The 16,454-nt window shown below is 64.6% G+C and carries 14 protein-coding genes and 3 pseudogenes; 9 read left to right on the top strand and 8 right to left on the bottom strand.

The features are described 5' to 3' along the window. Nucleotides 1-737 precede the first annotated feature (737 nt). A pseudogene (locus H5411_RS39150) lies at nucleotides 738-1,706 on the top strand (S1C family serine protease); the annotation flags it as partial. Between the two features lie 118 nt (nucleotides 1,707-1,824). Here H5411_RS39150 and H5411_RS39145 read toward each other — a convergent pair. Then, on the bottom strand, nucleotides 1,825-2,211 hold the full coding sequence (locus H5411_RS39145; RefSeq protein WP_183126687.1) for a DUF3224 domain-containing protein: 387 nt from the start codon (nucleotides 2,209-2,211) through the stop codon (nucleotides 1,825-1,827). Between the two features lie 73 nt (nucleotides 2,212-2,284). Then, nucleotides 2,285-2,848, bottom strand: a pseudogene (locus H5411_RS39140) (helicase HerA-like domain-containing protein); the annotation flags it as partial. Nucleotides 2,849-3,128: 280 nt separating this feature from the next. On the opposite strand from H5411_RS39140, the gene H5411_RS39135 reads away from it, so the two are divergent. Then, nucleotides 3,129-4,163, top strand: coding sequence for a YaaC family protein (locus H5411_RS39135; protein WP_183126686.1), 1,035 nt, complete (start codon nucleotides 3,129-3,131; stop codon nucleotides 4,161-4,163). Between the two features lie 855 nt (nucleotides 4,164-5,018). On the opposite strand, the gene H5411_RS39130 is transcribed toward H5411_RS39135, so the two are convergent. After that, nucleotides 5,019-5,174, bottom strand: a complete 156-nt coding sequence (locus H5411_RS39130; RefSeq protein WP_183126685.1) for a hypothetical protein — start codon at nucleotides 5,172-5,174, stop codon at nucleotides 5,019-5,021. A gap of 13 nt (nucleotides 5,175-5,187) precedes the next feature. Then, nucleotides 5,188-5,490 (bottom strand): hypothetical protein, encoded by a 303-nt coding sequence (locus tag H5411_RS49455; RefSeq protein WP_376772276.1) that lies wholly within the window; start codon nucleotides 5,488-5,490, stop codon nucleotides 5,188-5,190. A 214-nt stretch (nucleotides 5,491-5,704) separates the two neighbouring features. Between H5411_RS49455 and H5411_RS39120 the strand changes: the two genes are divergently transcribed. Continuing rightward, nucleotides 5,705-6,874 (top strand): hypothetical protein, encoded by a 1,170-nt coding sequence (locus tag H5411_RS39120; RefSeq protein WP_246370025.1) that lies wholly within the window; start codon nucleotides 5,705-5,707, stop codon nucleotides 6,872-6,874. A 9-nt stretch (nucleotides 6,875-6,883) separates the two neighbouring features. Further along, the gene (locus tag H5411_RS39115; protein ID WP_183126683.1) at nucleotides 6,884-7,453 is read left to right on the top strand and encodes an NUDIX hydrolase; all 570 of its coding nucleotides are present in this window, start codon (nucleotides 6,884-6,886) and stop codon (nucleotides 7,451-7,453) included. Here H5411_RS39115 and H5411_RS39110 read toward each other — a convergent pair. Both H5411_RS39110 and H5411_RS39105 read right to left on the bottom strand, forming a co-directional pair. Further along, nucleotides 7,418-8,551: a tetratricopeptide repeat protein gene (locus tag H5411_RS39110; protein WP_183126682.1), complete on the bottom strand. Its 1,134-nt coding sequence runs from the start codon at nucleotides 8,549-8,551 to the stop codon at nucleotides 7,418-7,420. The two genes, H5411_RS39115 and H5411_RS39110, sit on opposite strands and share 36 nt — an antisense overlap. Nucleotides 8,552-8,733: 182 nt before the next feature. Next, entirely contained in the window at nucleotides 8,734-9,114 is a 381-nt protein-coding gene (locus tag H5411_RS39105; RefSeq protein WP_183126681.1) for a helix-turn-helix domain-containing protein, read from the bottom strand. A gap of 167 nt (nucleotides 9,115-9,281) precedes the next feature. Between H5411_RS39105 and H5411_RS39100 the strand changes: the two genes are divergently transcribed. From H5411_RS39100 to H5411_RS39080, 5 genes are read left to right on the top strand one after another with little or no spacing between them, the layout of a single operon-like run. Next, the gene (locus H5411_RS39100) at nucleotides 9,282-9,476 is read left to right on the top strand and encodes a helix-turn-helix domain-containing protein (RefSeq protein WP_183126680.1); all 195 of its coding nucleotides are present in this window, start codon (nucleotides 9,282-9,284) and stop codon (nucleotides 9,474-9,476) included. Further along, a complete protein-coding gene (locus H5411_RS39095; protein ID WP_183126679.1) occupies nucleotides 9,473-9,805 on the top strand; it encodes a WhiB family transcriptional regulator in 333 nt (110 codons plus the stop codon). Before H5411_RS39100 ends, H5411_RS39095 begins: the two co-directional genes overlap by 4 nt. Then, the gene (locus H5411_RS39090; protein ID WP_183126678.1) at nucleotides 9,802-10,134 is read left to right on the top strand and encodes a hypothetical protein; all 333 of its coding nucleotides are present in this window, start codon (nucleotides 9,802-9,804) and stop codon (nucleotides 10,132-10,134) included. Before H5411_RS39095 ends, H5411_RS39090 begins: the two co-directional genes overlap by 4 nt. Then, the gene (locus tag H5411_RS39085) at nucleotides 10,131-10,934 is read left to right on the top strand and encodes a hypothetical protein (RefSeq protein WP_246370024.1); all 804 of its coding nucleotides are present in this window, start codon (nucleotides 10,131-10,133) and stop codon (nucleotides 10,932-10,934) included. The genes H5411_RS39090 and H5411_RS39085 overlap by 4 nt, the downstream gene beginning before the upstream one ends. Further along, entirely contained in the window at nucleotides 10,931-13,264 is a 2,334-nt protein-coding gene (locus tag H5411_RS39080; RefSeq protein ID WP_183126677.1) for a hypothetical protein, read from the top strand. The genes H5411_RS39085 and H5411_RS39080 overlap by 4 nt, the downstream gene beginning before the upstream one ends. Before the next feature lie 430 nt (nucleotides 13,265-13,694). Here H5411_RS39080 and H5411_RS39075 read toward each other — a convergent pair whose 3' ends face one another. Then, complete coding sequence (locus H5411_RS39075) at nucleotides 13,695-15,296, bottom strand: recombinase family protein (protein WP_183126676.1); 1,602 nt, start codon at nucleotides 15,294-15,296, stop codon at nucleotides 13,695-13,697. Continuing rightward, nucleotides 15,262-16,344: pseudogene (locus H5411_RS39070) on the bottom strand (helicase HerA-like domain-containing protein); the annotation flags it as partial. The gene H5411_RS39075 and the pseudogene H5411_RS39070, both read right to left, overlap by 35 nt. Nucleotides 16,345-16,454: the final 110 nt, after the last annotated feature.

Below are 16,454 nucleotides of genomic sequence, written 5' to 3'. Positions count from 1 at the left end.
CGGCACGGCACGGCACGGCACGGCACGGCACGGCACGGCACGGCACGGCACGGCACGGCACGGACGAGGATGCACTGCCGAAGAATCAGCTGAGAATTCTCAGCTGATTCTTCTCAGGAAAGCCTGAGGGTTTTCCACAGGCTGTTCATAAGCGCGGGCGCGAGTCTTGGTTCATGACCGAGAACGAGAGCCGGCCCGGCCCCGCTACACCCGGTGGGCGCCAGCCGCACCAGAGCAGTGAGCAGTACGGCCAGTACCAGGCCGCCGGGTCGAGTCCGTTCGCCGCTGGACAGGGACATCCGCGTGATGCGACAGCCGGTCCTGCTGGCCAAGCCGGAGCGCTCGGCGGGCCGCAGACGGCCGCGACTGCTCGGCAGGCAGGGCCGAATGATGCGCCGCCGCCCAGCGGGGCCCAGGTTGCTGGGCCGGGCGCTGCCGAAGTGCCTCAGCCGGGTGTCGCCGTGCAGTCCGGGCCGAACACCGCGCCCCTGCCGAACCTGAGCGCCGCACACCCGCAGTCCGGCACCCCGCACCCCCAACCGGGTACCCCGCACCCCCAACCCGAGATTGCGCACCCCCAGTCCGGGACGCCGCACCCCAAACCCGGCACGGCGCGCACCCAACCCGGGACGACGCTGCACGCCCAATCCGGGACGCCGCACCACCAGCCCAGCGCTCAACACCACCAGCCCGGCACTGCGCATCCCCAACCCGACACGGGGCACGGCCAACCCGACACAGCGCACGAACAGCCGCACTACCAACCTGCCACGCCCCAACACGAACCTAGGCCTCAGCATCAGCAGCCCGGGACCCCGTACTACGGACCGATGCCACAACCCGCGCAACCACCGGCGGCCCTGGCTGGTCCGCGGAAGCGCCCCGGCCGTCTGGCCGCCCTCGTGGGAGCCACCGCGTTGGCCGCAGCCCTCCTCGGCGGCGGGGCCGGCGCGGCGATCGTCGGGCTGACGGGCGGTTCCAGCGCGTCTTCGACCACCGCGTCGTCCACCGCAACGGGGCAGACCATCAGCAACACCACGGCCTCCGGGGACGTCAGCGCCGTCGCCGCGAAGGTGGTGCCCAGTGTTGTTCAGGTGAACGTCGCAACCGGACAGGGCACGGCGATCGGATCGGGCGTCATCCTCACCTCCGATGGCCGCATCCTCACCAACGCGCACGTCGTGCAGGGTGCGCAGACCGTCACGGTCACCACATCGGACGGGAAGAAGTACCAGGCGAAGGTCGTCGGCTCGGACACCAAGGGCGACATCGCCGTGCTGCAGGCGCAGGGCGCGAGCGGGCTCACTGCCGCGACGCTCGGCGATTCGAGCAAGCTCGCCGTCGGGCAGCAGGTCATCGCGATCGGATCGCCGGGCGGACTGCAGAACACGGTCACCACCGGCATCGTCAGCGCGCTCAACCGGCCGCTTTCCGACGTCGGAGGCGGCGACGGTGAGCAGCAGAACTCGCCTTTCAGCAGGCAGACCTCGAACCTCACGTCCGGGCCCAGCTACACCGCGATCCAGACCGACGCCTCGATCAACCAGGGCAACTCGGGCGGCGCGCTCGTCGACAGCCAGGGCCGGGTGATCGGCATCAACTCCGCGCTCTACAGCCCGAACTCGTCTGCAGGCAGCGTCGGGATCGGGTTCGCCATCCCGATCAACGACGCCAAGAAGATCGTCGACCAGATCGGGAACGGCTGACCGGATCCCCGGAGGCGGACCGCGGTCGGGGCGGCCCGCCTCCGCTCCTCACTCTCGGGACGGTGAGGAAACCTGGCCGCTCTCTCCGGGAATTCGGGGCCTGGAGAGAGCGGCTTCTTCACGCACCCGGCAGCTCGTAGACCAGCGTGAACGTGTGCTTGCCCGCCTCGTCCACCGCGATGTCGGCCGATCCGGAGATGCCTGTCAGCCCGTCCGTGCCCGAACCGGGCAGCAAGACCAGCGACAGCCCCTCGTCCCCAGCCGTGTGCCGGAGAACGAAGCTCCCCTTCCGCCCGTCGACGGAGCCGGTGAAACGCTCGAAGGCGACGTACGCGCGCGACGTCTCGTTCGACGCGGTCAGCATCTCGACCCGACTGGTCCCCTCGACCGCCCCGGTGAACGTCTTCTCGATCAGCACCCGCGCGAACTCCGTGCCATCGGCCTCGTCCTGCGCCTGCGGATCCCATTTGTCCAGGTCGAACGCGGCGACGGCGGTCCTGGTCATGCTGTTGCTCCTTTGCCGAAAACTCTGTCCCCCACAGTCAACCACCGATACCTGCCATCTCCTGTCAGGTATCTCAACGCCGCCGGTTGCCGAAGAGCCCGCGCGAGAACTCCCGGCCGAGCGAACTCGCCGCCGATCGCATGAACGACTTCACCGCCGGGTTGCTCAACACCTGTGAGAGCATCCCCGGCTCCTCCTTCTCCGGCCTGGGCGCGGCCGGCGCCTCGGACTCCCCGACCGGTGCGGAACCTGGAGCAGGCACGGCTTTCGCAGTCAACTTCTCGTACGCCGACTCGCGGTCGATCGTCTCCGCGTACTTCGCGTTCAGCTCCGACGACGCGACCGCCGCACGGATCGCGTCCGCTCCGATCGAGCCCATCTTCGACCGCGGCGCACGCAGCCGCGTCCACGCGACCGGCGTCGGTGCACCGCGTTCGGACAGCACGGTGACGATCGCCTCGCCGATCCCCAGCGACGTCAACGCCGTCTCGAGGTCGTAATGCGGCGACTTCGGATACGTCTTTACCGTGCGCGCCAACGCTTTCTGATCGTCCGGCGTGAACGCGCGCAACGCGTGCTGCACCCGTGCGCCGAGCTGAGACAGCACGTTGTTCGGGATGTCCGTCGGCCACCAAGTAAGTCAACTGACAACACGATACCAGGCTCTGCCAGCGAAGATGTTCGCTAAGTGGCGAGGTGCCAAGTCCAGCCCCAGAGGGCGGGTCGCCCGCCGGTCAGGCTGTGCGGCGACCACAGTCGCGGGTATCGCACGGGGCACAAACCAGGCACCGAGATCTAATAAAGCTAGACTCGTTCGTTGGTTCAAATCTCACCGACAGAGGATTGTGTTCGTCGGGGCAGATGGACGGGTGAGCAAGTGAGTTGCTCCCTCGGTTAAAACCTGCCAGTGTGTAGCGATGTACGATGATCAGTCGATGATGCTGCTCCGCCTACGTGAGCGGCGCTCTAGCCTGCGGAATCTTGGTCAGCTCGCATCATCGACGTACCGCCGCGAAACGTACTCGGCGGCAATGCAGCAGTTCGAGGAACTATTACACGCTGCCTCTGTTGTCAGTCCAGCTGCCCGCCCGCTACCGCTATATTACGCACTTAATCAGGCCGGTCGCGCGATTGCAGCCCTCCACGCGGTTGGATCCTGGGAGCTAAAGGGGCATGGACTTAAAGCCAAGACGGACGCCAGCCGAATTAATGATATGACGGTTGAGCTGCAAGGAAAAGAATCTGGTGCCTTTCATGCGGTAGCAGCCGCCACCGGCTCACCCTCGCTCCCCTCTGCGGTCTCCGTTGAGGCACTGTGGGCATCGCTTCCCGAGTTCATGGATAATCCATTACCTGGCTCCGAACGTGATCGTGTTCTGCGAATTTTCCCGGAGATGCCCGTTCCTGGTCATGCACCTCCCCTGATCTACGAGGCGACTATCACGCGTTTGCCTGGGATTGCTCCGGAGAAAGAATCTTGGGTTAGTAGTGTTGCTGACATAATGAGTAACTATCCGCTAATTCCGCCATGGTCCGTAGAGCCAATGCTCCCACGCTGTCAGCAGTTTGACGAAACAACTTGGGATATTACCATGCGTTGGCATATTTCCAGCGAGCAGCAGAGCACATTGGAGCCGACCGTCGAGTCATTCTATGACGGTTTTGCGCCAGCTTATATTTTCTCAACCGATCGCTTCATTCGCCCGAAAATAGACGAGGAAAATAGTGCTCTGCCGTCACCCTTGATGACCTGGTGGGCACTTCTCTATGCATTCTCGATGCTTGCCCGGTATGAGCCGAGAAAGTGGGTATCACTCCTCGATATAAACGAGTCTGCTTACGCTGTTCCTTTAGAATTTGCGTTGCACGAAGCGGCAGAAGTAATTCCACAGTTGGTACTTGGTGCGCTGGATGGGGTTCCGACTTTCCGCAATCGGACGATTACAGTGTAGTAGTCGCATGTGAGGATCGGCAGGTTAGTCAACCAACGACAAGATGCCACCGCTCACCAGTGAGGGGACGCCTGCTCTCAGCGCGCGGAACCGCCCGGCCCTGCGAGGCGCAGGCAGGGGCCGGGCGGTCCCTCTGATGTCTCATGCAAACCGCAGGCGGATCATCGTGCCCACAGACTTGGCCGCTCCCCGCCTTGGATTCCGTTAATTCTCCGAGCGGACTCTTTGCAACTCGGAGCGGTGACTTTCACGGCCGCATGAGAAGAACTGGGGTTGTTCGGGCTGTTCCGGTCGCTTATTCCGTGATTCTCGGGTGCATCGACGCGCGTAACGTCGTGGACGTTTCGATAGTGGAAGATTTCCTGAGAACGTGCCATCTTGGAGCGGATCGGGTGGCAACGTTCCGGCCTGAATCTTCGGTATCGTGTGGGTATCCTCGGCAGATAACTCTTGTTCGATTCGGTTTCGTATGCCGGAGACGGAACGCTGACTGTAGCGCTGGAGGAATTTCCGTCGTCGGCGACTGCTTGCCTGTTCGTTAAATGCCCAGACTGCGACTGCAATCAAGGGTACTGCCACCACGACAGAGGAGAACAGTGCCCAGCCGCCCATTAGCTTGGCGACGACTGCTGTCGGAGCGAGTGACGGCCACCAGATGCTTTTATAGACATCTCCTGGATAGCGGCATGTTCGTGGAGGAGATCGGAAAGCTCCTTGAGCATGTCTGCGTACTCGTGCTGCTTCTTGGGGGTCATTTTGTTGAGCGTCAAGGCTTCTGCGATCGATTCGGCGTGACTGCTTACCGCTTGAAGTGACTCTATGAGAGCCTTAGTCTCGCTGTTCATGGCAGATCTTCTATTCTTCTTCAGCATCGTTGTCGGTGTCTTCTTGGAAAATTTCGAGTATTTTGTTGAGGCGTCGCGCCTGCTCGACATTCCCCTTGCTATACGCCTCTAGTGCAGCTGCGGCCAACTGCGCTTCTTTTTGCGTAGGTTTCCGTTCGGTTGCCATGATTGGCGAATCCTTACTCGATTGCGGTCCTGAGTCGCATTGCTAGAACTTCTGCGCGGGCCCTGAAACGCAGATAGTCCAACATCTGGTCTTGCAGTAGCCCGTTCTGGGCGAGGTGTCGTAGGCTTGGCACTACGACGTGATGGGAGTTTGTGCGTACAAGCTCTGCAACTAATTCTTCAAAAGCTTCACGCGATCCGCAGTGAAATTCAAAGAAGAACCGAACGAACTGGAGTCCGTGAGTCTTGGCGTATGCGACCAGTTGATTTTCCAGCTTTCGGACTTGGTTGTCTGGCACGTCGCAAGGAACGCGCATGTACCCGTAGGCGCGCGGGGTTGCCTTCCGGCTATCCAGGACGGCCGCTGACCCCGTGTCGTTCATGATTCCTCTCCTCTCGGTTCGCCCCTCCGTCCAGGCGGTACGCCTATATCAGCGTGTCGTATAGACTGATTTCATCGAAAGGTCGCGCGGGGGCCATAGCGGTGCCACGGGCAGGCCACGGTGGACAACGGGCGAGAGGAACGTCGGCATGGGCGAAGTCGCGAAGTTACGTCGCCCCCGCACGTTGCTCGAAAAGCTGATCTGGGAGCGGCATGAGACGTTCGCTGAGTTCGCTGAGTTCGCGACGAAGTTTGCCGGGGACTGCGGCGAGCCGGGAACCCTCAGCGAACGGCACGTGAAGCGGCTGGCATCCGGCCGGGGCGACGGCGGGAAGCCGCTGGGGCTGCCCAAGCAAGCCACGGCCCGCCTGCTGGAACGCATCTTCGGCGTCAAGATCGAAGACTTGCTAGCTCCCCCTCGGGACTGGTCCGCGCGTGACGAGGACGAAACGGAGTTTCGAGCCTTGTTGCGTGCGTCTTCTCGACTTGACGAAGCCGTCCTCCGGATTCTGCGGGACCAGTTGACCATGACGCGCAGGCTTGATCGGCAACTCGGTGCTGTGCTGGCTCATGACGAAGTAGTGGCGAAAATCGAGCAAGTCAACAAGCTGCGGGGTCACAGCGTTATGCCGACCACCCGTGAGCAGCTTGCGGCCTTGCTAGCCGAACTGCGGACGCTCGCCGGATGGCAGGCACTGGACCTGGGAAGAGCCCCCCAAGCGTGGCAACACTATGAAGAGGGCAAGCTTGCCGCCAAGGAACCGGCCAACCCGGCGTTCGACGCGCACACCAGCGCTGGACAGGCTTTCGTGCTGCTGGACTTCGGAGACGCGGCGGCGGCTGTGGAGTTGATGGCGAGTATTCGGCGGCGTGTGGAACGGAAGACGGGTCGGCTGGTCCGGTCGTGGCTTGCCGCCGCCCACGGGGAGGCGCTTGCTGCGGCGGGGCAACGTTCTGCGAGTCTTCGCGCGTTCGATCACGCTGCCGCATTGCTCCCGGACGACACCGACCAGGATGACGGGCCGTATCTCGCACTTGATCCTGTCCACCTCGACCGCTGGCGCGGTCACGCACTCGCGAGAGTCGGCGAACCGGGAGCGGTGAGTGTTCTCACCGACGCGCTCAACCGCCTCGACCCGACCTTTGTCCGGGCTGAGACGGCTCTGCGGGTTGACCTAGCCACCGCGTTCACGGCGATGAGCGAGCATGAGCAAGCACGCTTGCACGTCGACCGCGCGCAGGCTCTCGCCGCCGACATCGGCTCTGTGCGCCAACGCCGCCGACTCGAACGGCTTAAGGCACGCGTCGAGTCGCGATAGGGTTCCGGTGTGACTGATGAGGTTGGGTCCTGGAAGACCTTCGGTGAACGGACTGTCTACGACAACAAGTGGGTGCGCCTCGGGCTGACCGACGTCCAAGCACCGAACGGCGAGAGGTGGGAATACCACGTCGTCCACCTGGCACCCATCGCCATCGGTCTGGTCGTGAACGAGCAGGACCAGGTGCTCATGCTTTGGCGCTACCGGTTCGCCACTGATCAATGGGGATACGAACTGCTGGGCGGACTGGTGGAAGAGGACGAGGAACCGGCGGCGACGGCGGCTCGCGAGATTCGAGAGGAAAGCGGCTATCAGCCCGTCGGCGATGCCGAACACCTGATCAGCTTCGAGCCGCTGCCGGGACAGGTGACAGCGCCGACCGACGTCTACCTGTGGCGGGACGCTGAGAAGGTCGGCGAGCCCACCGACACCGAAGAAGTTGGCCGCTTGGAATGGGTTCCGCTGGCTAAGATTCCGGAACTGGCTCTACACAAGCAAATTCTCGGCGCAGGGGCACTGGTTCCGCTGCTGTACTACATCGCCTCACGCAATGCGGGCGGCGCTGCCGGGCAAGACTAGTCCACTGAGACGCCGCAGCTGACGGTCTGACCTGATCTGCGTGGCAAGCCTCCGCGCCTGCCTCGCGTGGTCGAGGGCGGCATCTCGATGGCCTGCTGCTGCGTGGGCGTATGCCAAATCGACCAGCATCCCCGTCTTCGCGCGGATGAAGTCCGGCGGCAGGCGAGGCAACGCGTCGGCAAGCTGCTGGATCGCGTCCGGCTCACCGAGCTTGCTCAACGCGTGGCCGCGCCACCGATCGAGGTGCGCTCCGCCAAGAAAGAGAAACGGCAGTGCCGGGTCCACAGGGTCCTCGGGCAAGAGCGCGTCGGCTGAGTCGAACGCCCTCAGCGCGTCGTACCGTTGCCCTGCCGCTGCAAGCCCTTCACCATGCGCTGCGGCCATCCATGCGCGCAGCAGGGGCGGCGCGGCTCGCTCTGCCAGCGCGCGAGCCTCGGCGAGCTGACCAACGGCCGACTCCTCTTCTCCGAGATCAACCAAGATAAACGCCTGCTGCGCAAGCGAATGAGCCAACAGGATCGGAGAGCCAGCTTCCCTCGCCGCCGCTTTTGCCGTCTCGTGGTGTTCCCACGCCTGCCGGATGGCGTTGCGGTCTAGTGCTTCCCAGCCCGCGAGCGCAGACGCCTCGGTGAGCACGGTGGCCAATGCTTGGCGTTGCCCGTGCATCGTGCTGAAACTGAGCAAGCCTTGAAGCTGTCCGATGTTGCTGCGTAGCTGATCGAGCAGGGCGACGCCGCCGAACCGTCGATCGACATGCCGCGCCTGATCGACTTGCCGCTTGAAGATCTCGACTGTCTCAGCGTCGACCGAACGGGCGGCGGCAAGACGCGAGATCAGCTCGTCTGCCTCGTCGTTCGTCTCCTCTTCGGGAAAGCCGAGTTCCTCGCTGGTACGCCCGTAGACGTCCCGGAAGAGTCGGCGGTACGGCTGGCTGACCGCTTCGCGTCCGTTCTCCCAACGCGACAACTTGGTTTTGAGGCTTGTCGCTGACATGACCGGAACAGCAAGGACGTCCGCGCGGCGAAGCAGCATCTTAATGACGTCGTCAGCCTTGTAACCGAGATTCCGGCGTACAGCTTGGAGCCTCGTCTCAGCCATCCGAGACCTCCCACCGATAACCGCTCTGACCTGCGCAGTTAATTGCAGTTAATGAAGCCGCGGTTAACCTCAGCCACCTGCGAAAGCGGGCTTGGCTGCCGTTTCCTTGAGTCATGAACGCAAACGAAAACGCCACGGCGCTCCGGCCGCTTAGGCACTCGGCACCGCTGGGCATCGGGTACCTACTTCCCGCCCGGCCGACTCAGCGCGTCGGCGACGTCTGCCCGCAGCGCGGCGAGCTGGTCGGTGATCTCGGAAAGGCGGGCCTCAATGACGGCAAGCCGCGCCGACACAGCGTCTTCCATGTCTTCGCGCGGCTGCCCCGGAGCTGGCGGGATGCGGCCATGCAACACGGCGAGCAGGTGTTGCGGGTGCAAGCCGAGAGCCAGTGCCAGCGCTTCAAGCGTCCGGTCGCTGCGCTTGCGTTCCACGGTGTGGTTCTGAATTTCGCGGACGATTGCCTGCGAGACCTGCGAGCGTTCGGCCAGCTCGCGTTGTTTCCATCCGAGCTCTTGTACGCGCTCGTTGATGGTCCTCGCGACCGCCGCCCAGTCTTCCGACACCCATTCCTCCGTGGTCCGCCTCAGCGCCGACATTAGCGCTTGACGGAATCCGCGACGCCAAGATCGGCACCGCGTCGCGCATTCGGACCATTCTCTTGCCTCCGTGCGACTAAATCAGCGCACAAATTCCGCTTAAATCATCGTTCTTGCTCTTAAGGACTCAACTAATGACTAAAAACCTTCCTGACGCCGGTCGACCGGCGTTCCACTCCCTGGCCGATGCGGCATGGATTCTCGGCATCGACCAGAACGAACTACATCGCGCGATCCGGGTCGGCACGCTCCGCGCGGAGCGTCGGCGCTCCCGACTGGTGATCTCCGCCGCTGAACTGCGGCGAGTGCTCGACGGCGGTGCGCGATGACCGATTACGACTACGACGAGATGGCTGCTCAACTCGACCGGTACGCCAAGATGCCGGACGACGTTCTGGCCGAAGTGGTGAGCCGGGACGGTCTGTGCTTCTGGGCCTTCGACCGGTCTGACATGCCTCGGCTGTCCGGCGAAGCCTCGCCGGATCGGGAACTGGCATTCCGCATGTGCGCGGGCTGCCCCGTGATCGACGAGTGCCGCGAACTGGACTTGCGTACTGCGGGGCCGGACACGGTTGGAGTGTGGGGCGCACTACCGGACACGGACCGACGTGCCCTCTACCCGGTATGGCGGCACCGCCGGGACGGAGGCCGTTCATGAACGTGTCTCCGAACGTGTTGTTCGCGGCGCTGGGTGTGGCGCTGCTGGTGTTGTGGGTGTGGCGTGCGTCGGCGCGGCGTGCCCGCCGGGCGGCGGACGCGGCGCGGGCGAGCGCCCGGCTGCTGTCGCTGACGGGCCGTGTCGTGGTCGGTGCGGCGATGTTGGCCGGTGTTCAGTGGCTGGCGTTCACGTATCCCGGCGCGCCGTGGCTGCTGCGGGTGGCCGCGCTCGGCCTGCCCGCGCTGTTCAGTTCCTACACGCTCACCCGGGCGCTCACGGTGACCACTGTGGACTTCCGGCGGGAGACGCGGCGGGGTGGTCGCCGATGAACATCAGTGGGGCCGAATCAGTCGAGCGGGTTGCTGTCCAGGTGGATCGGTTGTGCTGGGCGGGCGTGCTGCTCGGGTTGGCGTTCACGATGACCAACGTTCAGCAGTTCGCCGCGAACGGTGCGGCGGCGTGGTCGTTGCCGTGGTGCACGGCCTGGCTGCTCGATCCGATGGTGTCGGTAGTGCTGCTGTCCATCCTGCGGGCAGAACAGGTGACCGCACGGCACGGAGTCCGTACGGGCCGGTGGGTGCGAGCGGCGAAGTGGTTCACGCTCACCGCCACTTACGTCATGAACACCTGGGAGGCGTTCACGGCCGGGAGTCCGGCCGGGGTGGTGCTGCACTCGGTGCCGCCGCTGGTGGTGTTCGTCGCCGCCGAAGCGGTGACCGACCTGCGGGACAAGCTCGGCGCGGCCCAGTCTGCGGCGCGCTTGTCGGCGCCGGAATCGTCGGCGGTTGTCGGCACCGCTGGCCAGCCGCGTCCTGCCACGATCGGACCAATGCCGGCGACGTCGCCGGACGCTCTGCCGGCGGGTTCGCCGGCTGAATCCGCGGTGAGGTCGCCGGCTGCGGACGGGCCGAAAAAATCTGCCTCTGACCAGGGAGTTTCGGCGGGCACAGTGCCCGGCCGTCGGCGCCGGACGTCGTTCGCCGAATACCTGGCCGTCGCCCGGGAGGCGCGGACGCCGGACGTGACCGTCACCCCCGCGTGGGTGCGGGAGGTCACCGGATGTTCGCGCGGCTTGTCCTCGCGGCTGGCCGCTGCCCTCGCCGACGATGAGGACGGGGGTGAGCGATGAGCACGCCCGAGGACCCGCGTGGGCGCGGGGGCGAGTTGGTGCCGAAGGTGTACGACGGCGAGATCGTGACCGGGCCTGACCAGAATGGAGTGTCGGCGGACCGGCGGCCGGTCGCGGCGGTGCGGCGGGCGTTCATCGACTGCACCGGCCGCCTGCTCGGCCGGGTACGCGAGTCCGGCCGGGTGGCGCGGTGGCGCGGGCTGCTGGCCTACCGGGCGCGGAAGCTCCCGGCGGACGTGGTGCGGCTGCTGTGGTTCCTGCTGCGCGGGCACGGCCGATGGATCGCGAAAGCATGGACGTGGGCCACTTACGCCGATTTGCGCAGCGACGTTCGCCAAGCCCGGATGTCCGGGGACGCGCAAGCGCGGCGGGAGGCGCAGGAAACCATCCGCGCCGACGCCAAAGCGCGATGGGCGAAACTCGGGATTGGGTTGCGCCGCACCGTGGTCAGCGCGGCTCTGCTCACCGTGGTGCTCGTTCTGCTGGCGCTGGTGGAAATGCTGTTCGACCGGGCGGACATGCCAGGCTGGCTGGTCACGGTCTACGAGGTGCGGGACTTCTGCGCGGCGGCAGTCCGGTTCACGGTGTCGTGGCTGACGGTGCTCGGGCCGCTCGGCTGGGTCGTGGCGGCGGTGTGGGAAGGACGCGACCGCACTCCGGGCGCGGGCTGGCTCACTCAACCGGACCGGGCGGACGCGGATTCCTGGGTGGACGAACGGATGATCAGCCGCGCGTTGGCGCATCTGGGCATCGCGCCGATGAACGCGTTTTTCAAGAACGGCGGGGAGCTGGTCTACCTCACGCCCGCTAGGAAGGACGGAGACGGCACCGCTGCCCGCATCCGCTTGCCGCTCGGGGTGACGGCCGACATGGTGGCCGACCGCCGCCCCACGCTGGCGGCGAACCTGGGCCGCGCGTCGCTGGAAACCTGGCCCACCAAGGGCGATGAAGACGGAGTGCTGGACCTGTGGGTGGCGGACAAGGGCACGTTGGCTGGCGGTGCGGGCGACTGGCCGTTGTTGCACGAGGGCACGGTGGACGTGTTCGAGGGAGTGCCGTTCGGGCTGACTCAGCGCGGCCTGATCGTGAACGCGCCGTTGCTGGAAGCCAATTGGCTGATCGGCGGGCGGCCGGGGCAGGGCAAGACGTCAGCGATGCGGACGCTGCTGCTCGGTGCCGCGTTGGATCCCACGGCCGAACTGTGGGTGTTCGTGATGGGCGAGAGTCCCGATTTCGAGCCCCTGAAACCGCGTCTCAGCCGTTACCGGATGGGGATGGATGACTCGGTGGCCGCCGACGCCGTGGCAGCGCTGAGGGACCTCACCGAGGAAATGGAGCGGCGCGGCCGGACACTCGGCGCGCAGCCGGGGCAGCCGCCGAAGGTCTCGCGCAAGCTCGCCGACAACCCCCGGTTGGGCTTGCATCCGCTTGTCCTCGCCATCGACGAGTGTCACGAACTGTTCCAGCACAAGAAATACGGGAGGCAAGCGGAAGAGTTGGCCGTGCGGTTGATCAAGCGCGGTCGCAAGTACGGAATCGTCCTGCTGTTCGCCACCCAATCACCTACCAAGGACAGCATTCCCAAGGAGATCACCCGCAACGTCTCGTGCGGGGTGGCGTTCGCCGTGGCCGACCACATCGCCAATGACGGGCTATTGGGAGCGGGCCGGTACCGGGCAGGCATCCGCGCCACGGAACTGCGGATGAAGACCGACCGGGGAACCTGTGTCGCGGTCGGCATCACCGACGAGCCCTGGGAACTGGTCCGCACGTTCTACGTGACCTTTGAGGACGGAACCGACCTAGTGACCCCGGTCATCGCCCGCGCCATGGCGCTGCTCGCCGAACACGGGCGACCGGTCGCCCTCACCGCAGCACAGGAGAACGAGCAACCGGCACCGGTCGATCATCTCGCCGACATCGCCGACGTATGCGGCGGGGAGAAGCGAGTCCGCACACAAGTGGTGCTCGCCCGGCTCATCGCCCACAACCCCGACGAGTACGACGGATGGACCCTGCCCGATCTCACCGCCGCACTGGCCGCGCACAGCATCGCCCCAGTCAAGTCCGACGGAGTCATGGTCATCCGAACCGCCGACCTGGCCGCCGCGCTCACCGCCGGGGACAGGGAGACAGACAGGGACCCGGCAGGGAGCCAGGGAGTTCTCCCTGACCCCTCCCTGACCGAAACTCCCTCGCTTGACCAGCGCAAACCCCGGTCAGGGAGGCGCGACCAGGCCAAACGGGAGAAGCCCGGAAACCCCCGAAAACAGGGTCGGGACACCACAGGGTCGGACTCCCTCCCTGGCGGGGGCGCCGATGACCGCTAAACCACTCGAACCCCACACCGCGCTCCCGCCGACCAAACCAGTAACCCGGACGAAAGACAGCGACCATGACCACAACCGAGACTGTGAAGCCGAGGACGGCCAACGTAACCGCGACCACGGTGGGAACGAACCTGGCACCTCCGCTGGCGACCCATCCGACGGCGCGGGCGAGAACCGTCCGAACTCCGCTCGGCCCCGGTCGTGCACCGCCCAAGGAAAGACGCCCCGGGCCGAGGACAGCGGGGTTGCGGCCACACTTACCGCCGGGCCGGACGGAGAGATATGGGTGGCCGTTGAGGGGCGAGATATTGAGGAGTTGGATACCAGGATCAGCGAAGTTTGCGCCTTGCTGAGGAGATGACCATAGACGGGAGCCCTTCCTCTGGACAGCGGAAGGGCTCCCGTCTATACGAATAGCCGCTTGCTTGGCTTACGTTTTTGATCCATTGATCAGGTCTGTCATGTCTATGGTTCCAGCCGCACCGTCTGTCTTGTCGTACCATTCGGCCACTTCCGGCATTGCTTCCCGCCAGCCATCCGGCAGTACCCAGCGAGCGGACCAGCTGCCGTCCACCCGTTTCCGCACCGCGAACCGGAACCCCAGTTCAAGCCACCTGAGGCGACGTTCTTGCGGCTGCATTCCTTCTAGTTCCTGCTGCCATGTCCGGTCAGTCGGCACCCATTGCACACCGCCGGGGTCAATGGGAAGTGATCGGAGCGTGTCGATGTCAGACAGTATCTTCTCCCCGTCGTCCATGATTCGGCGGCGGTCTTCCTGCGACTTGGCGCGCGCAACCTCGGACATCAACTTTCCGTACTCGCGCTCCAGCTTGGCTATCTGGTTGGCATGATTAGTCGGCGGCAAGATAATCCGCTCACGGACGGGCACCATTGCAAAAATCTTGTAAAAAGCTCGCGTTGCGAGGTCTTCCACCTCTTCCGCCGCCATGGCGGGTCCGTGTTTGCGCCCAGGACATTGCCAGTACTGGTACTCATACACGATCGAGGATTCGTCTTTGCGCTTCCTCTTCACAATGTTAGTGCGATGCCAGAGATTCTCAGAGCATTCCGGGCATACCAGTATGCCCGAGAATGCGTGCGGCTGGTTGCTGCCGCGAGTCTTCCGCCTCGACTTTTCCGCCAGCCGAGCTACAATCTCTGATTGTTCGGCAGGCTCAAAGATACCGAGTTCAACTAATTCCGGATCTTGCAACAGTCGCGAAATAGTTTGATGGCTCCACTCATAGCCTTTTAGCTCAACCGCGTCTGGGTCCTTCCCGTGCCGCTCGGCCGCTAATTGAAGTTGCCTGTCTCGCGGCGTCACGATTTTCTTCTCGCTCAGCCATCCGCGCATATCAGTAAGGCCCCACCCTTCACGGGCCAACTTTGAGAGTTTATGAAGAATGCCGACAGCATACGGATCTAGCCCAAGAATCCAACCGCCGCCGGGAAGCTGCACCGGCATGGTGCCGTAGATATGCCCTTCACCACCCCAGCGGCCCGCCTCCCGGAGAATTGCCCTCGCCGAGAGGAATCGTTCCTTCATCCGTTCCCGCTCCATGCGAGCAAACGCGGCAATCAGAGTGATCATGAACTCAGACATCGAGTTGCTTGAGTCGATGCCCTCGGCAATACAGATCAGCCGCTTCCCGCGCGCCCTCAGCCATTCCAGCAGGTTCAGCGCGTCCATTACATTTCGGACTAGGCGGTCCAGCTTGGACACAACCAGCGTTTTCCAAGGCTTCGGCGGTGCATCCGACAACCAGACTTTGAGCCCGTTCCGTTTGTGGGGTTCCAGGTCGCCGGAGACATGCAAGTCCTCCACAGTTGCGACCACGGGAATGTCATAAGCACTGGTCCACCTGTGCGTGTCCCTGACCTGAACCTCACTGGACATGCTTTCGTCTGTGAAGTGCGACTGACGGGCGTAGCACACCGCCGCGTCGCCGTCCGGGGTGAACGGGATGACCTGCGGACGTTCGCTGAGTTGCTTCTTAAGCCGCCGCCGCTTCCGGGGTGTTGATGCGCTCATGAGTCCGTATCCTCGCTGGTAGACGCCCTAACAGTGTAGTTGTTAGTTGACCAACGTGGTGCGGCAGCTGGGTGCAGAAGAACACGCCAACGCCCTTTGACCGAATGAGCTTCACAGTCTGCTCGATCCGCTCGAGGAACGCCTTCGAAGCGTCGGAGAACAGGAGGTGCGCCTCGTCGAAGAAGAACACCAGCTTCGGCTGGTCGAGGTCGCCCTCCTCGGGCAGCTCCTCGAACAGCTCGGCCAGCAGCCACATCAGGAACGTCGAGAACAGCGCCGGTTTGGACTGCAGATTGTCCAGTTCCAGCAGGGTGATGACGCCCTTGCCGTCCTGCTGGCGCATCAGGTCGTGGACGTCCAGCTCAGGCTCGCCGAAGAACTCTTCGCCGCCCTGGGCCTCGAGATTGGACAACGCGCGCAGGATCACGCCCGCCGTCGCCGCGGACACCCCGCCGATGCCCTTGAGGTCTTCCTTGCCCTCGTCGCTGGTCAGATGCGTGATGACCGACCGCAGGTCCTTGGTGTCCAGCAAGGCGAGTCCGCGCTGGTCAGCCCAGTGGAAGATGAGGCCGAGCGTCGATTCCTGCGTCTCGTTGAGCCCCAGCACCTTCGACAGCAGCACCGGCCCGAAGCTGGTGATCGTCGCGCGCACCGGGATCCCGGTGCCGCTGGTGCCGAGCGACAGGAACTGCACGGGACCCGCCGCCGGCGCCCAGTCGTCGCCCAGTTCCGCGGACCGTTTCGCGGTGCGGTCGTTCGCTTCGCCGGGTGCGGACAAGCCGGACAGGTCGCCCTTGACGTCGGCCAGCACCACCGGAACCCCGGCCGCGGACAGCTGTTCGGAGATGAGCTGGAGCGTCTTGGTCTTGCCGGTGCCGGTCGCGCCCGCGACCAGGCCGTGCCGGTTCAACGTCGCCAGCGGCAGCCGGACCGCGGCCGACGCTTCCGTCTTCCCGTCGATCACGACCGCGCCCAGTTCGACGGCCGGCCCGTCGCTCACGTACCCCCGCGCGATCTCCGCCGCTGGTCCCGACGCTTGCTCGGCCACTGGCCGCACCCCGTTCCGAGTCCGAAATCACACCTCGTTGCACTGGCTGACCGAGCGTAACGCGCCGGAAGCGCAGGTGACGCCGCTGATGTCCCCGTGTCGGGTTAGGG

It is taken from the genome of Amycolatopsis echigonensis (genome assembly GCF_014174495.1).
Lineage (GTDB): Bacteria > Actinomycetota > Actinomycetes > Mycobacteriales > Pseudonocardiaceae > Amycolatopsis > Amycolatopsis echigonensis.
This window is presented reverse-complemented; position numbering and strand designations above follow the sequence as displayed.

Bases quoted from the DNA above. Each gene is read 5' to 3' on its own strand.
- H5411_RS39145 (WP_183126687.1), bottom strand. From the start codon at position 2,211: ATGACCAGGACCGCCGTCGCCGCGTTCGACCTGGACAAATGGGATCCG.
- H5411_RS39135 (WP_183126686.1), top strand. From the start codon at position 3,129: ATGTACGATGATCAGTCGATGATGCTGCTCCGCCTACGTGAGCGGCGC.
- H5411_RS39130 (WP_183126685.1), bottom strand. From the start codon at position 5,174: ATGGCAACCGAACGGAAACCTACGCAAAAAGAAGCGCAGTTGGCCGCA.
- H5411_RS49455 (WP_376772276.1), bottom strand. From the start codon at position 5,490: ATGCGCGTTCCTTGCGACGTGCCAGACAACCAAGTCCGAAAGCTGGAA.
- H5411_RS39120 (WP_246370025.1), top strand. From the start codon at position 5,705: ATGGGCGAAGTCGCGAAGTTACGTCGCCCCCGCACGTTGCTCGAAAAG.
- H5411_RS39110 (WP_183126682.1), bottom strand. From the start codon at position 8,551: ATGGCTGAGACGAGGCTCCAAGCTGTACGCCGGAATCTCGGTTACAAG.
- H5411_RS39100 (WP_183126680.1), top strand. From the start codon at position 9,282: ATGACTAAAAACCTTCCTGACGCCGGTCGACCGGCGTTCCACTCCCTG.
- H5411_RS39095 (WP_183126679.1), top strand. From the start codon at position 9,473: ATGACCGATTACGACTACGACGAGATGGCTGCTCAACTCGACCGGTAC.
- H5411_RS39090 (WP_183126678.1), top strand. From the start codon at position 9,802: ATGAACGTGTCTCCGAACGTGTTGTTCGCGGCGCTGGGTGTGGCGCTG.
- H5411_RS39085 (WP_246370024.1), top strand. From the start codon at position 10,131: ATGAACATCAGTGGGGCCGAATCAGTCGAGCGGGTTGCTGTCCAGGTG.
- H5411_RS39080 (WP_183126677.1), top strand. From the start codon at position 10,931: ATGAGCACGCCCGAGGACCCGCGTGGGCGCGGGGGCGAGTTGGTGCCG.
- H5411_RS39075 (WP_183126676.1), bottom strand. From the start codon at position 15,296: ATGAGCGCATCAACACCCCGGAAGCGGCGGCGGCTTAAGAAGCAACTC.